The sequence below is a fragment of the Ruegeria sp. BHSA163 genome (genome assembly GCF_059613365.1).
The window spans coordinates 12,659-27,082 of record NZ_JBXWSJ010000019.1 but is presented as its reverse complement, the minus strand read 5'-3'; the positions used below and the strand labels follow the sequence as shown (position 1 = coordinate 27,082).

Here is a 14,424-nt window from a genome sequence, read left to right as displayed (position 1 = left end):
GCTGTGTTCGCAGTTTCCAGCTATCCAGTCTCGCGATTTCCCTGAGAACAGGGAAATTAACAGGGAAATTTCGAAAGCATATTCCGATGTCGGGGCGGGGGTATTCTCTTGTACCAGAACAGTGTTTTCCGAATTGCGGCCTCACCGCTTCATCGGCCGAATTCCTGTCTACTAGAACGCTCAAGGCACCGCTTTAGTCAACTCGAAAGAGAACGAAGCTTAAGGACCTTCGCTGCATTTGTCAACCAAAATCATATACTTAGCTTGACTTGGGTGGCGACTCATTATATTAAAGCAGCGTGGCGAGATGCCCGGCCGAGGATTTCGGTGTCTCGTTAAAATTGTGATGGACGACCTTTTTGGTATTCCCGTCTCGGCCTGGTCGACGCCCCATCGCGACTTTCCTGAAACTGGATTTCAAGGAGGGCGTGATGACGACCTATCCAAAGCCGGCGAGTCCGGAACATTCAATCGCTAAGAAAAACGATCTGCTGTCTGAATTGTGCGTTGAGGCAATTGCAATCAACGATTTGCAGCACGCAAAACACAATGTTCGAAAGCAGAGCAGTCGGCAGATAGCCAAGTGCCGAGCGTCGATCGAACGTTACGGCTTTAAGCGGCCGGTATTGATTACAGAGGACAACGAAATCATCGACGGTCACGCGATCGTCGAAGTGGCCCATCAACTGGGGCTGACAGAACTCCCAGTAGACGTCAAACATATGCCAAGCAGCTACGTTATGCGGACAAACTTGCCATCCGCTTCATTTTTCTCATTGTCTGCTAGTGGCGTACGACCGACATCTACGCTTTCCCCGAAAAAGGGGATGGTTCTTCTGCTGCCATTTGGTGCAAAGAAGGACGTCTTCGCTCCTACTGACGGATTTGCAACGTGTTGAAGCTCATCAAGAATGCGCGTCTCTATTCACCTGAGCCTGTAGGTTTGGGCCATATTCTCACCGCGGGTGAGCGCATCATTTACCTCGGCAGTAAAAAACCCGAATTGCCGGACCAGCTTCAGGCAGAGATCATTGACGTCGAAGGTGCAGCGGTTGTTCCGGGTTTTATTGATGGGCATGCGCATATAACTGGCGGTGGCGGTGAAACCGGACCAGCCAGTCGGGTGCCGCCGCTTGTCCTGTCCTCTTTCACGCGTGCCGGTGTCACTTCAGTCGTTGGAGTATTGGGCACGGACGATCTGACCCGCAACACGCAGACGCTGGTGCAACAGGCCTATGGTTTGCGCGAAGAAGGACTTTCAGCCTGGTGTCACACCGGTGGCTATCACGTCCCACTGACCACCCTCACCGGTTCAGCCCGTGGGGACATCGTGTTCCTTGATCCGGTCATCGGTGTTGGGGAACTGGCGATCAGTGATCACCGGTCGAGCCAACCGACATTGGACGAGTTTCTGCGGATCGCGAGCGAGGCGCATGTCGCGGGTCTGATGATTGGCAAGGCGGGGATTGTGCATTGCCATATGGGAGATGGCGAGCGAGGGCTGTCAATGTTGGAACAGGCTATCGCGACCTGCGAAATCCCCGCACGCGTCTTCAATCCAACCCATGTCAATCGCAACAAACCACTCTTCGAACAGGCCGTGGCACTAGCACGGCACGGATGTTACATCGACGCTACCGCATTCCCCTGCGGACATGTCGAGCCGGGCATCTCTGCTGCTGAGGCCTACATTCAGTTTCGCGATTTGGGCGGTCACGCGGACCGTTTCACCATCAGCTCTGACGGTGGTGGCTGCCTGCCCGCCTTTGACCATGAAGGCAATCTGACACGGTTCGGGGTGGGTTTGTCGGACACTTTGCCGGACACGCTGCGCGAACTCACCAACAGAGGAGTACCAATGCCCGAAGCTCTGGCTCCGATGACCTCAAATGTCGCTGACCTGCTGAAGCTGCACCGAAAGGGTCGTCTGAACGCGGGTATGGACGCTGATTTGGTCGTTCTTGACGAAAACACTGCCGTGCGGCATGTGATGGCCCGGGGGGAATGGCATGTACGCGACGGCCAGATAGCCCGACGCGGCATGTATGAACAGGTTTGAGCGTCCGCGCGGTCCCCGGTGGCTGCCCGCTATAGCACCGGAAGGTAGTTAAGATATGTGCCCTGCACCCGTTGATGCAGAAACCCCGCGCGGGTTCATCATTCCGATCGGCGGCGGTGAAGACCGCGTCAAGGAAATGCAGATTCACCGAAAGTTCGTAGAACTGTCCGGCGGTGCCGACGCTGATATCATCGTAATCCCAACAGCCTCGATGCTGGAAGAAACCGGACCGGACTATAACCGCATCTTTTCCGAGCTTGGTGCAGGCAAGGTTGAATTCCTGCCTATCTCGCGCCGCGCCGATTGCGACAACCCGGATTACGCGGGGATGCTGGATCGTGCTACCGGAATTTTTATGACCGGTGGGAACCAGTTGCGCCTGTCAGCGATTCTTGGAGGCACGCTGGTCGCCCAGAAAATCCGGCGCCGAAACGCGGCAGGGGTGCCGGTTGCAGGAACATCGGCCGGTGCTTCGATCATGTCCGAGCATATGGTAGCAGGTGGCAGCAGCAACTCTGGTCCAGCCGAAGGTAACATCACGCTGGCTCCCGGTATGGGTCTGACCAACGCCGTCATCATTGATCAGCACTTCACCCAACGCAACCGCCTGGGTCGATTGCTAACCGCTTCATCTTTTAACCCTTTTCTAATCGGATTGGGCGTTGACGAAGACACGGCGGCCTTCATTGGGCCCGATAACGTCTTTGAAGTAATCGGCAGCGGAACGGTTACCGTGGTGGATGCCAGCCATTTGACCCATTCTTCGATGTGGGATGCCCGTCGCGGCGAAGCACTCAGCCTTCTTGGACTTCGGCTTGACGTTCTGGGTGAAGGGTGCCGTTATGATCTGACGGCTCGCCAGGCTTTTCCGCCGGATGAGCATATGGCGTTCTGCACATTGCCGGATCTGTCCGAGGATGAGGCCGCCAGCGGGGGGAAACAATAAGCTAACCAACGGGGAGCCTCATGAAAATAATCTCGACCAATGTCTTTGTCGGCCCGAATGTCTGGGCAAGTTTTCCGGTCATTCGCCACGTCATTGATCTGGGCGTTCTGGAAGATTGGCCTTCGGCCAAAATTGGTTCCGAGTTTATTGATGCATTGACCCAGGCCCTTCCCGGTCTGGCGGAACATGGCTGTTCCTACCGCGAACCCGGTGGTTTCATCCGCCGATTGCGCGAAGATGAAGGCACTTGGCTTGGTCATGTTTTGGAACATTGTGCCATCGAAGTGCAGAACGTGGCCGGTTCGGATGTAACCTTTGGCCGCACGCGCGGCACAGGCGAACCCGGCCAATACAACATGGTTTACGAATACCGCCAGCGCGATGTTGGTCTGGACGCAGGCAAGCTTGCAATGCGGCTGCTGATGCATCTATTGCCGCAATCCCTCAAGGAACAGGTGGACTACGACTTCGACCCGGAATTCAACTGGGATGACGAGTTGCGTAGCTTTGTGCTGCGGGCGCAGCGCAAGGAGTTTGGTCCCTCAACCGGCTCATTGGTTAAGGCCGCGCAAGAGCGTGACATCCCTTGGATCAGGCTGAATTCTGGGTCACTGGTTCAGTTCGGGCACGGTAAATACCAGAAACGCATTCAGGCAACCATAACCTCTGAGACCAAGCATATCTCGGTCGAGATTTCCTGCGACAAGGAAGACACCCACAATCTGCTGAACGATCTGGGCCTGCCTGTGCCGCAGCAACGCATGGTCTATTCCGCGCGTGAAGCCGTGCGCGCCGCCGCAAGGATCGGGCACCCGGTGGTGGTCAAACCGCTCGATGCCAATCATGGGCGTGGTGTTTCGATCAACCTGAACTCGGATGAAGAGGTCGAGGCAGGCTTTGCCGAAGCCAAGGAACATTCCCGCAGCCGCGCCATTCTGGTGGAAAGCTTCATCACCGGGTTCGATCACCGGATGCTGGTGGTGAACAACAAGCTGGTCGCTGTAGCCAAGCGCGTGCCGGGCCATGTGGTGGGCGATGGCACGCACACGATTGCCGAACTGGTCGATATCGTGAACGAGGATCCGCGCCGTGGCATCGGGCATGAAAAAGTGCTGACCATGCTGGAGATCGACAATCAGGCCAACCGCCTGATGGAAAATGCGGGCGTGACGGAAGAAACTGTGCTGCCTGACGGCGAGGTCTTCTATCTGCGATCAACCGCGAACCTGTCGACTGGCGGCACGGCCATTGATCTGACGGATGTGGTGCACCCTGACAACCGTGACATGGCCGAGCGTGCCATCATGGCCGTCGGGCTGGATGTGGGCGGCGTCGATTTCCTGATCGACGACATCACCAAATCCTACAAGGATATCGGCGGCGCGATTGTCGAGGTGAACGCCGCCCCTGGTTTCCGGATGCACGTGGCACCGTCCGAAGGTCAGCCGCGCGACGTGGCGGGCAAAGTGATCGACATGCTGTTTCCGGCCACCGAGGAAACCCGCATTCCCATCGCGGCAATCACCGGAACCAACGGCAAGACGACCACTTCAAGGATGCTGGGGCACATCATGAAAACCAGCGGCAAGACCGTTGGCATGACCTCGACCGATGGCGTTTATGTTGACGGCAAGCTGAGCGTGAAGGGCGACATGACGGGACCTAAGTCGGCACAGATCGTTCTGCGCGACCCGGCTGTCGATTTTGCGGTGATGGAAACCGCACGCGGCGGACTTGTGCGCTCGGGTCTGGGCTATCAGCGCTCGAACGTAGCGGCCTGCCTGAACGTCTCGGCAGATCATCTGGGTCTTGGCGGCATCAACACGGTTGAGGAACTGGCCGTTGTCAAACGCGTGGTGGTGGAAAGCGCCACCGACACGGCAGTTCTGAATGCCGATGACATCAACTGTTTGAAAATGGCCGACTATGCCGGTGCGGATCAGATCTTTTATGTCACCACCAATCCGGGGCACAGCCTGGTCAAGGAACATATCAAGGCAGGCGGCAAGGCAATTGTGCTTGAAAAGGGCATGAATGGTGACATGCTGACCATTTATGACAACGGTCTTCATATCCCGGTGCTGTGGTCGCATCTGATCCCGGCGGCATTGGAAGGCAAGGCCATTTTCAACGTCCAGAACGCGATGTTCGCCGCCGCGATGGCCTATAGTTTCGGAGTGGATCTGGACAATATCCGCCATGGGCTGCGCACCTTCGACACCAGCTATTTCCAGGCACCCGGGCGGATGAATGTCTATGACGAGCATCCCTTCAAGGTGATCCTCGACTATGGCCACAACCCTGCCGCGCTCAAGGCGATGGCGGCTCTGGCCGATCAGTTGGAGGTCAAGGGCCGAAGGCTGTGCGTTGTTGCGATGCCCGGCGACCGGCGCGATGAGGATATCATCGACGGGGCCGCCGCATTGGCCGGGCATTTTGATCATTTCATCTGCAAGGCAGATGACCGCCGCCGGGGCCGTGGACACGACGAAGTACCGCAAATGATGCGGCAGGCCCTGATCGACAACGGCGTCGATGATGCCGCGATCACGATCATCCCGGATGAGGTCGAAGCGGTGACTGCAGCGTTGGAACAGGCCGCACCGGGCGATCTGCTGGTGATTTTCGGTGATGACACAACGCGCTGCTGGAAGCAGATCATCTATTTCAACTCCGATAGCGAAGCGCCGGTCACAGAGGCTGCGCCGGTGGCAAGCCCCATCGACACCTCGTTCGAGGACATGTTCGAAAGCGACCAGAACCTGATCCGGGATGCGCGCGGCGTGCGCCTGGCCCGCGACATCAGCGAAGACGCGGATTAAGCGGGGGTACCGGAATGGACCGGATCGAAGAGCTTGAAAACGCGCTGACAATTGAAAGCGCGTACGCCGATCATATCCGGGTAGACGATGCCCGACGCTTGACCGGGCCGGGACTGTTGTGGAACCGCCCCGGCGCGGTGATGGATGTGTTTTTCACCGATACCGGCACCGCGCAGGTCACTGCTTTGTGGGAAAAACACGCGCGCCGCGTGCTGGACGCACTTGGCTGGCAGGATCAGGACGTAACCCACCGCAGTTTCACCGGTGGCGTCAATCTGGCGATTTCAGCACCGATGGATCAGCTCTATTCCGCTATCTTCGCGGTGCAAACCGTCTGGCATTTCTGTGCTGCCGAACTGTTGGCATCCGAGCCCGGCGATTTCGATCAGATGGTTGCGGATGTCAAAAGCGTTATGGAGAAGGAAGCCAATCCCGCGCTGATCGCCCTGATTGCGGCAGCAGAAGCGCATGGTGTGGATATCCTGTGCGATGATGACGAAGTGTCGATCGGGCACGGTACTGGCAGTCAGACCTGGCCGGTCGATGCGCTGCCTACCCCCGATGACTTGGACTGGTCGGCTCTGCACAATATCCCGGTGGCCTTCATAACCGGAACCAACGGCAAAACAACCACAACCCGTTTACTTGAGGCGATCGCGCGCGCTTCGGGCAAGGTTGCCGGGCTGACCTCGACCGAATTTGTGCGGGTGGGAGACGACATTCTCGACCGTGGCGATTATTCCGGCCCTGGCGGCGGGCGAATGCTGTTGCGTGACAAAAGGCTGGAGGTCGCCTGTCTGGAAGTCGCGCGCGGAGGTATCCTGCGCCGGGGTCTGCCGACCCGCGCGGCAACGGCAGCGGCGGTCACCAATGTGGCAAACGACCATCTGGGGCAATACGGGGTCAACACGGTGCCGGAACTGGCTCAGGCCAAATTCGCCGTGCATCGCACGCTGGCCGAGGGTGGCGTGCTGGCACTGAATGCCGATGACTTGTATGTCCGCGCAGAAGCGGAAAATACATCCGCAAATATCTGGTGGTTCTCGCTGGATGCGCAGAACAACCTTGTCCGTCAGGCGCGTGATGCGGGCAAGTGCTGCGCCTATGTGCAGGAGGGAGATATCGTCTTTTTCGACGGTGCGGTCGAACAGGTAGTCATTGCAGTTTCCGATGTTCCCCTGACCATGGGCGGCGCTGCGAAATACAATATCCTGAACGCGCTGGCGGCCCTGTGCCTTGCCTTGGCACTGGACTTGCCCGTTCAGGGGGCTCGGGATGGGTTGGCCGGGTTCAAACCCGACGCCAAGGACAACCCCGGACGCTGCAACGAGTTTAGTTACAATAATGCGCGTGTTTTTTTGGATTTTGCGCATAACCCGCACTCGATTTCGGCCGTTTGCGATGCGCTGTCAAGCCTACCGGCGAAACGGCGTTACATTATGCTCAGCCATGCTGGCGATCGGTCGGATCAGGATATTCGGGACGTTACCGCGACAGCGTTAAATTTCCAGCCCGACGTGGTCGTCGCAGCCGAACTGGAAGGGTATTTAAGAGGTCGCGAATTGGGAGAAATCCCGGACCTGATCAAAAAATCCGCCTTAGAACAGGGATATGACGCGCAACAAGTCCTGAGAGCATCTTCGCCCTCTCTAGCTGCCTCGATGATATTGGAAAAGCTGGAACCGGGTGATCTTGCCTTGCTGTTGGTCCTGTCCGAACGCGACGCCGTGCTCGCGATGCTCGACGGATAAACAGAGCCGGGTGCCGATGTCACGCAGTTGTAGCTAGCACACGGCGATGTAAGCGCGCGCAAATGCAAACAGGCAGGGAAGTATGCACCAAAAATGTTGCACCTTCGACCTGAGACCGATCGGAGGCGGACTACGGTGCAGAACCCGCCAAGTGATCGTTGCGCAGTATCCGGTACTTTGGGCTCAGTGGAGACTTTGAGTGAATTCCACTCAACGACCGCAGTGCGGACAAAGGGTGAGTTCGCCGCGCTTTCTCCAATGGCAGCTTGCTGCCGGTCTTGGACGTAGTTCAGCGCAGTCATAAGTTTGAGATTGCCAGACATCATTAATTTCCCGAACGATGGCATGACCGATAATTGCCTGCGTGACGACGCGCCCCGATTGTGTCGGGAGTTTGAGCTCCATTCCTTCGCCTGCGGTTGTTCCATCGATGCACTTTTTCCGGTTCGGTAAAGAATGTTGCACAGTCTTACCGTGAAAAAATTGAGGGCGAATACAGATTTATTGGTTGGCGGTAGAAGCCCAGACGTTTTCTTCGAGCTGCACTGAATCCAAGATCTTGTGCGCGGCTTTATCAGTTCCTGAATTCTCGTTCATCTGCCTGGATACCTCGACCAGTCGATGGCGCATATCTACATCGCTAAGCAACACTGAGATTTTGTGTCGGAGAAATTCGTTCGACCAGTCCTTGCGATCAATCCGATGCCCGAGGCCCGTTGCCTCGGCACGTTGTGCGTTGTCATGTCCGTCCCAGCAATAGGGGAGTATCAGGGACGGAACTCCGTAAAACAGTGCTTCGCAAAAACTGTTGTTGCCACCGTGATGAATAAATAGCGCCGCCTGTTCAACAACAGAAGGCTGCGGGAACCAGTCGCCCAAATGAACGTTGTTCGGAATGTCACGGTAGGCTTCCAGAAAGCCCCCGACATTGACCAGAAAACGCGCAGGGATCGTGGCGAAAACGTCGATCATGCGCTTGATCAAATCCGTGTCGATTGCCCCCAGCGACCCGAAACTCATATATACCAGCGGTCCGTCGCTTGCAGGGAACCGGGGCAGTTCGTACGCGCTTTCAAGGCGTACGCAACCTTCTAAAAACACGAACTTATCTTCGGGTAGGGGAAGTTTCCGGTCAAACCGCACTGACCTGGGCGAGAGCAGCAGATTGAGGGTCGGCGAAGTTTCCAGGAATATCCCCGCCGGCAAGGCGGGCAGCCCATGCGCCTTGCGGAATTCGTTGTAACGACGGTGCACCGACCGAGTATGTTGCAAATAAGCTCTTTTAAATGTCTTGCAAGCCGCATCATCCCCAGGTGACAGGCCGGAAAGGTAAGGCGGCACGTTCGGATCAGGGATTTCAGTCTCTGCACAGGACACGATGCGGATCCAGGGACAGCGTGCCTTGGCGATAGCGGGGAACATGACAACATTGTCGAGCACGATCGCATCGGGGTCGATCCGCTCGAGGATCGCGGCAAGCTTCTCCTCGGCGGTGATCGCGGTGTCGACAATGGCCTCCCAGGTTGGGGTGACGTAGGCAGGAAGTTGATCAAGCGGGTTCAGGTTGAAATGCGGTAGGTGGGTATTGATGAACTCCTGCCAGTAGTCCTCAATCGCACCGACATTATTATTAGCGTTCTGCGGCAGGTGATACTCCCTGAAGCCATATTCCGCAAATATCCCGGTGAACCCTGCATGACAGATGAAAACCGGGTTGGCACCGTTTTCCTTGAGCTTTTGCGCGATCCCGACGCAGTTGAGAGCTGCGCCGAAGCTGGCCTCGGGAAAGAAGGCGATTGTTGGTGGTTTGGTCACGTGCGGACCCCTTTCAGCAATGGCGGGATACCGCGATTGGCGGCTTCGGGCCGGCGGATGCGGGAGCGGCGCAAATGCACAGTCATCTGATCGGCTGCAAGATCAAGCTGGTTGCGTTCGAGGCTATCGAGGATTTCCAGGTGCTCGATCATCGCCTGTCTCAGACGGAACCTGGGGATCACGCCACCCTTATGGGTCGCGTTGCGCAGCCGGTGATGGGCCAGCAGCGTGCCCCTCAGAAAACGGTTGCCCGACCCCTCTGCGATCAGGCTGTGAAATTCGAAATCGATCCGCTGGAACACGGCGGCGGTTATGCGGTCTTCGTCACTGCCGAGGAGATTTTCCATCTGGTTGCGCAACAGTCCCGCGCGGTTGCTGTCGATGTTGAAACCCGGTGCGAGCACGGCCTGCGGCTCGGCCATGAGACGGAAATCGAAGCTTTCGTCGATGGCATTGAGCGAATCGACCATGGGCTGAAAAGCCCAGGCGCGGCCGGGCAATTGGGTAACAATGCCATCCTTTGATAGTACTTTTAACGCATTTAGTACTGCATTGCGTGATACCGCATAACGCCGCACCAGCGCACTGACAGACTGCACGTCACCGATGCGCCGTTCGGCCCGGTCCGACAGGATCCGGTGCGCCAGTGAATCCTCGGCGACTTCCATACGCTGCAGGGCCTTGGCGGCCTGGCTGGCGGACCCGATGTTCAGGAAATATCCCTCTTCCTGCCGCCATCTTAAAATATCATTTTCTTCCAGTATTTTGAAAGCCGACCTGATGGGCGTTCGCGACACGCCGCAGGCCTCGGCAAAGGTCTTTTCCGCCAAGTGGTCGCCGGACTTTAGGCCGCGCTCCAGGGCAATGCTGAGAACCTGCTGTGCAAGCGCGTAGTGGTTGGGTCTGGATGTTCGGCGGGCTCCGGCCATTTTCTGCGCATTTCTCCCGATCCTGATTGTCGCGACCCGTGGGCCGCAATTACGAACAGCGAATACAGTTTGACGTACTTTTCATAGTAATAATACTGTAATGCATGGCGGTTCGCAATATCCGCCTGCGACATGACCCCGAGTGCCCCGCATCTCAAAAGGGCGACCGGTGGCAACAGATGGAGGATTGGAATGAACCGAAAAAACGCGATCCGTAGAACGATGCTGGGCGCCGGGCTGGCCTGTTGCGCAAGCGCGCTCATGGCCGGGGAACTGGTGGTGTCCAACTGGGACGGGTACATGGCGCCCGATGCGATTGACAGCTTCAACGCGGCCAGCGGACACGCGGCCGAGCTGGTTCTGCACGGCACCAACGAAGAGATCATGGGCAAGCTCATCGCGTCGAAAGGTAAGGGCTATGACGTGGTCTTTGTATCCTCGCCTTTTGCCGAGGTGCTGCACAATCTGGGTCTGGCGGAGGATCTGGATCACGCCAAGATCCCCAATATCTCGAACCTCTACGCGCAGGCGACCGAGCTTGAACACGACCCGGGTAATGCCTTTTCGGTTCCCTATGCCTGGGGCACGACCGGGCTGTGTTACCGCTCGGACCTTGTAAGCGACACGCCCGATAGCTGGATGGACCTTCTGACCCCCAGCGAGGATTTAAGCGGCAAGACCACGATGCTGGCCACCGATCGCTGGCTTTTGGCGGCGGGGCAGCTGGCCAAGGGTTATTCGGTCAATGAAACCGACCCCGACAAGCTGGCCGAAGTGCGCGACCTCTTGATCGACGCCAAGGGCACGCTTCTGGCCTATGACGACACGACCTTCTACGCCAAGCTGGTGTCGGGCGAGGCCGAGCTGGTTCATGCCTGGGACGGCTGGTGCAACTATGGCATCGCCGAGAATGCCGACATCAAATACGTGATCCCCGAAGAGGGCTCGGACCTCTGGGTCGACACGATGGTGATCCTGAAAAGTTCCGAGAACAAGGATGCGGCCTATGAGTTCGTGAACTTCATCCTCGACCCCGCGAACCACGGCTGGGCGGCCGAGAACATCCTCTACAAGGTGCCGAACGAGACCGCGATGTCTGGGCTTTCCGAGGATTTCATCGCGCAATTCCCGAATATGGGCATCGGTCCGGATGAGCTTTTGGGGTACGAGCAACTCCGGGATGTGGGTGAGGCGCAGCGCGACTATTCCCGCACCGTGTCCGAGATCAAGGCGGCGAACTGATCCGGCCCAAGCGGCACGCCCGACCCGGCACGTCACGATGACCGGGCCGGGCCCCCGCCCTGATCCCTGAAGGCCAGCATTTGCCGCCCGCGCGGCAGGACCCGGAACATCCGATGACCGACCGCAAACCCCTTTACCTAATGTCGCCGGCGCTGGCCTGGCTGACCGCGTTCATGGTGGTGCCGTGCCTCCTGATCCTGGCGCTGGCCTTCTTTCGGCGCGGTATCTATGGCGGTATCGAATACACCTTCACGCTGGAAAACATCGCATTGGTCTTTGATCCGCTTTATGCGGGCATCTTCTTGAAATCCGCAGGCATCGCGGGCCTGTCGGCCCTGATCGCCGTCATCGTCGGCTATGCCGCCGCCTATGCGATTGCCGCCGCGCCTGCCCGGCGCCAGCCGGTGCTGCTCTTTTTCGCGGTCCTGCCCTTCTGGTCGAACTACCTGGTGCGCACCTATGCCTGGATCGTGCTCTTGAACCGCGAAGGCCTGATCGCTTCGATGGCGCATTGGCTGGGCTATGACGGTGAATTGCCCAAGCTGCTCTATACCGAAAGCGCCGTGGTTGTCGGCCTCGTTTACAATTACTTGCCCTTCGTGATCCTGGCCTGCTACGCGCCCCTGTCGCGCCTCAACCCCGAGATTGCCGAGGCCTCGCGCGATCTGGGTGGGTCGGGCTGGACAACCTTCCGGCGAGTGACCCTGCCGATGACCTTTCCGGGCGTGGCCACTGGGTTCGTCTTTGTCTTCGTGCTGTCGATCGGCAACTTCGTGACGCCCGCGCTCTTGGGCGGCGGACAGTTCCAGATGATCGGCAATCTGGTCTATGCCCAGTTCCTCACCGCCAATGACTGGCCCTTCGGCGCAGCGCTGTCCATGTTCCTGATTGCGATCATGATGGGGCTTCTGACACTGCAGACTTTCGCCACCGAGCGCGCCTCGGGCGCCCGTCCGGAGGCAACGTGATGCGCGCCCAAGCCAATCCCCGCCTCATGCTGATGATCCTGTCGGCGGTATTCGCGTTTCTCTATATCCCGATCTCAGTGCTGGTGGGGCTGTCATTCAACGAGGGTGGGTTGCCCACCGCCTGGACGGGATTTTCCACCAAATGGTATGGCGAGCTTCTGCGCAACAGCGACGTGATGGGGGCCGCGTTCAACACGCTCATCGTCGCGCTGGTCTCTACCGTGCTGGCCACCATCCTTGGCACATTGCTGGCCATCGGGGTCGAGATCCGCCGTCGCAAAGGCCGGTTCATCGAAACCATCATCTTTGCCCCGATGATCATCCCCGATATCGTGCTGGCGATCGCGCTCCTCAGTTTCTTCTCGCTGCTCGACGTGACGCTGGGCCTGCATACGGTGATCCTGAGTCACGTGGTCTTCAACCTGGCCTTCGTCTGTTCGGTGGTCCGCGCACGGCTGAAAACCTTCGACTGGTCAGTGGTCGAGGCCTCGACCGATCTTGGCGCCTCGACACCGGTGACGCTCTGGCGGATCGTGTTGCCGGTGATGCTGCCCGCAATCATTGCGGGCGCGCTTCTGGCCTTCACGCTCTCGGTCGATGAATTCATCATCGCCTTTTTCACCGCCGGGGCAGGGCGCGATTCCATCACACTGCCGATGCAGATCTTCGCGATGATCCGGTTCGGCGTGACGCCCGAGATCAACGCGCTGGCGACTATCGTGATGGCGGTCTCGGTCATCGCGCTGGCTCTTTCGCAACGGCTCAACCGCGGGGGGCTTCCGGGGCAATGACACTGCTTTCCCTGCGCAACATCCAGAAACATTTCGGTGCTGTCCGGGCGGTGGATGGTATTGACCTGGACATCCGCGAAAACGAGTTTTTCGCACTGCTGGGTGCATCGGGGAGCGGCAAGACAACGCTTTTGCGCCTGCTGGCGGGATTCGAGCCCCCGACGGGGGGCGAAATCCTGCTGGATGGCCACGATATCTCTGCCATACCGCCGAACAAGCGGCCCGTGAACCTGATGTTCCAGTCCTACGCGCTTTTCCCGCATATGAGCGTGGCGCAGAACATCGCCTACGGGCTGGAGATGGAGAGGCTTCCGCGCGCCGAGATCAAAACCCGCGTGGACGAGATCCTTGAGGTGATCCAGCTAGGCGACCTGGCGAAACGCAAACCCGATCAGCTTTCGGGCGGGCAGCGGCAGCGGGTGGCGCTGGCCCGCGCGCTGGTCAAACGCCCGCGTCTCTTGCTGCTCGACGAACCCCTGGGGGCACTCGACAAGAAGCTGCGCGGCGAGATGCAATTGGAATTGAAACGCATCCAGGACGAGTTCGGCATTACCTTCATCATCGTCACCCATGACCAGGAAGAGGCGCTGGTGATGGCCGACCGGATCGCGATCCTGCGGGATGGCAAGCTGTTGCAGTGCGGCACCCCGCACGAGATCTATGAACACCCTGAAAGCCGCTTTGCCGCCGATTTCATCGGGGTGATGAATTTCCTGCCGGTCGAGCAGCGCGACGGGAAATTGCTGACGGCTTCAGGCGACGTGATCACCGCCGCGGACGCGCTGGACGCAGGCCAACGCGGAGTCGCCGCCGTGCGCCCCGAGCGCCTGCATCTGGGCGATGCGCAAGGCGAAAACCGCCTGACCGGCAAGGTCAGCGCGCTCGCCTATCACGGGCTTGATCTGCAACTCCATCTCATGAGCCCTGCCGCACCCGACCCGGTGATGGTGCGGCTGACAGCGGATGAGGCCGAAACCCGGCGACTCGCCATCGGCGAAGAGGTAACCGTTAGCTGGGCGGCCAAAGACACGAGGATTTTCGCGGTCTGACTGCTTGAGCCAAACATCGCCGCGCAATGCGGCAGCGACAACAGAGGAGACA

The 14,424-nt window shown here is 58.4% G+C and carries 11 protein-coding genes; 9 read left to right on the top strand and 2 right to left on the bottom strand.

Going from position 1 to position 14,424, the window contains the following annotated elements:
- Positions 1 to 431 precede the first annotated feature (431 nt).
- From AC2FNV_RS10620 to AC2FNV_RS10600, 5 genes are read left to right on the top strand one after another with little or no spacing between them, the layout of a single operon-like run.
- Complete coding sequence (locus AC2FNV_RS10620; protein WP_496773242.1) at positions 432 to 899, top strand: ParB N-terminal domain-containing protein; 468 nt, start codon at positions 432 to 434, stop codon at positions 897 to 899.
- Positions 893 to 2,059, top strand: a complete 1,167-nt coding sequence (gene iadA / locus AC2FNV_RS10615) for a beta-aspartyl-peptidase (protein WP_496773240.1) — start codon at positions 893 to 895, stop codon at positions 2,057 to 2,059. The genes AC2FNV_RS10620 and iadA overlap by 7 nt, the downstream gene beginning before the upstream one ends.
- 55 nt (positions 2,060 to 2,114) lie before the next feature.
- On the top strand, positions 2,115 to 3,005 hold the full coding sequence (locus AC2FNV_RS10610) for a cyanophycinase (protein ID WP_170608805.1): 891 nt from the start codon (positions 2,115 to 2,117) through the stop codon (positions 3,003 to 3,005).
- A gap of 20 nt (positions 3,006 to 3,025) precedes the next feature.
- On the top strand, positions 3,026 to 5,827 hold the full coding sequence (gene cphA / locus AC2FNV_RS10605; RefSeq protein WP_170608806.1) for a cyanophycin synthetase: 2,802 nt from the start codon (positions 3,026 to 3,028) through the stop codon (positions 5,825 to 5,827).
- A gap of 14 nt (positions 5,828 to 5,841) precedes the next feature.
- Positions 5,842 to 7,578: a Mur ligase family protein gene (locus AC2FNV_RS10600; protein WP_170482652.1), complete on the top strand. Its 1,737-nt coding sequence runs from the start codon at positions 5,842 to 5,844 to the stop codon at positions 7,576 to 7,578.
- 501 nt (positions 7,579 to 8,079) lie between these two features.
- Here AC2FNV_RS10600 and AC2FNV_RS10595 read toward each other — a convergent pair.
- Positions 8,080 to 9,393, bottom strand: a complete 1,314-nt coding sequence (locus AC2FNV_RS10595) for a nucleotide disphospho-sugar-binding domain-containing protein (RefSeq protein WP_170608807.1) — start codon at positions 9,391 to 9,393, stop codon at positions 8,080 to 8,082.
- Positions 9,390 to 10,322 carry a GntR family transcriptional regulator gene (locus tag AC2FNV_RS10590; protein WP_170608808.1) on the bottom strand — a complete coding sequence of 311 codons (933 nt, stop codon included), beginning with the start codon at positions 10,320 to 10,322 and terminating at the stop codon, positions 9,390 to 9,392. Before AC2FNV_RS10590 ends, AC2FNV_RS10595 begins: the two co-directional genes overlap by 4 nt.
- 192 nt (positions 10,323 to 10,514) lie before the next feature.
- Between AC2FNV_RS10590 and AC2FNV_RS10585 the strand changes: the two genes are divergently transcribed.
- The 4 genes from AC2FNV_RS10585 (at position 10,515) to AC2FNV_RS10570 (ending at position 14,372) form a co-directional block, all read left to right on the top strand.
- Positions 10,515 to 11,564, top strand: coding sequence for a polyamine ABC transporter substrate-binding protein (locus AC2FNV_RS10585; protein WP_170608809.1), 1,050 nt, complete (start codon positions 10,515 to 10,517; stop codon positions 11,562 to 11,564).
- Between the two features lie 113 nt (positions 11,565 to 11,677).
- Complete coding sequence (locus AC2FNV_RS10580; protein ID WP_217362417.1) at positions 11,678 to 12,532, top strand: ABC transporter permease; 855 nt, start codon at positions 11,678 to 11,680, stop codon at positions 12,530 to 12,532.
- Positions 12,532 to 13,323, top strand: a complete 792-nt coding sequence (locus AC2FNV_RS10575) for an ABC transporter permease (protein WP_170608810.1) — start codon at positions 12,532 to 12,534, stop codon at positions 13,321 to 13,323. Before AC2FNV_RS10580 ends, AC2FNV_RS10575 begins: the two co-directional genes overlap by 1 nt.
- Positions 13,320 to 14,372, top strand: coding sequence for an ABC transporter ATP-binding protein (locus AC2FNV_RS10570; protein WP_170608811.1), 1,053 nt, complete (start codon positions 13,320 to 13,322; stop codon positions 14,370 to 14,372). Before AC2FNV_RS10575 ends, AC2FNV_RS10570 begins: the two co-directional genes overlap by 4 nt.
- Positions 14,373 to 14,424: the final 52 nt, after the last annotated feature.

What these genes read in the sequence shown, in the direction of transcription:
- AC2FNV_RS10620 (WP_496773242.1), top strand. Translation starts at nt 432, where the DNA reads ATGACGACCTATCCAAAGCCGGCGAGTCCGGAACATTCAATCGCTAAG.
- cphA (WP_170608806.1), top strand. Translation starts at nt 3,026, where the DNA reads ATGAAAATAATCTCGACCAATGTCTTTGTCGGCCCGAATGTCTGGGCA.
- AC2FNV_RS10575 (WP_170608810.1), top strand. Translation starts at nt 12,532, where the DNA reads ATGCGCGCCCAAGCCAATCCCCGCCTCATGCTGATGATCCTGTCGGCG.
- AC2FNV_RS10570 (WP_170608811.1), top strand. Translation starts at nt 13,320, where the DNA reads ATGACACTGCTTTCCCTGCGCAACATCCAGAAACATTTCGGTGCTGTC.
- AC2FNV_RS10600 (WP_170482652.1), top strand. Translation starts at nt 5,842, where the DNA reads ATGGACCGGATCGAAGAGCTTGAAAACGCGCTGACAATTGAAAGCGCG.
- AC2FNV_RS10590 (WP_170608808.1), bottom strand. Translation starts at nt 10,322, where the DNA reads ATGGCCGGAGCCCGCCGAACATCCAGACCCAACCACTACGCGCTTGCA.
- AC2FNV_RS10585 (WP_170608809.1), top strand. Translation starts at nt 10,515, where the DNA reads ATGAACCGAAAAAACGCGATCCGTAGAACGATGCTGGGCGCCGGGCTG.
- AC2FNV_RS10610 (WP_170608805.1), top strand. Translation starts at nt 2,115, where the DNA reads ATGTGCCCTGCACCCGTTGATGCAGAAACCCCGCGCGGGTTCATCATT.
- AC2FNV_RS10580 (WP_217362417.1), top strand. Translation starts at nt 11,678, where the DNA reads ATGACCGACCGCAAACCCCTTTACCTAATGTCGCCGGCGCTGGCCTGG.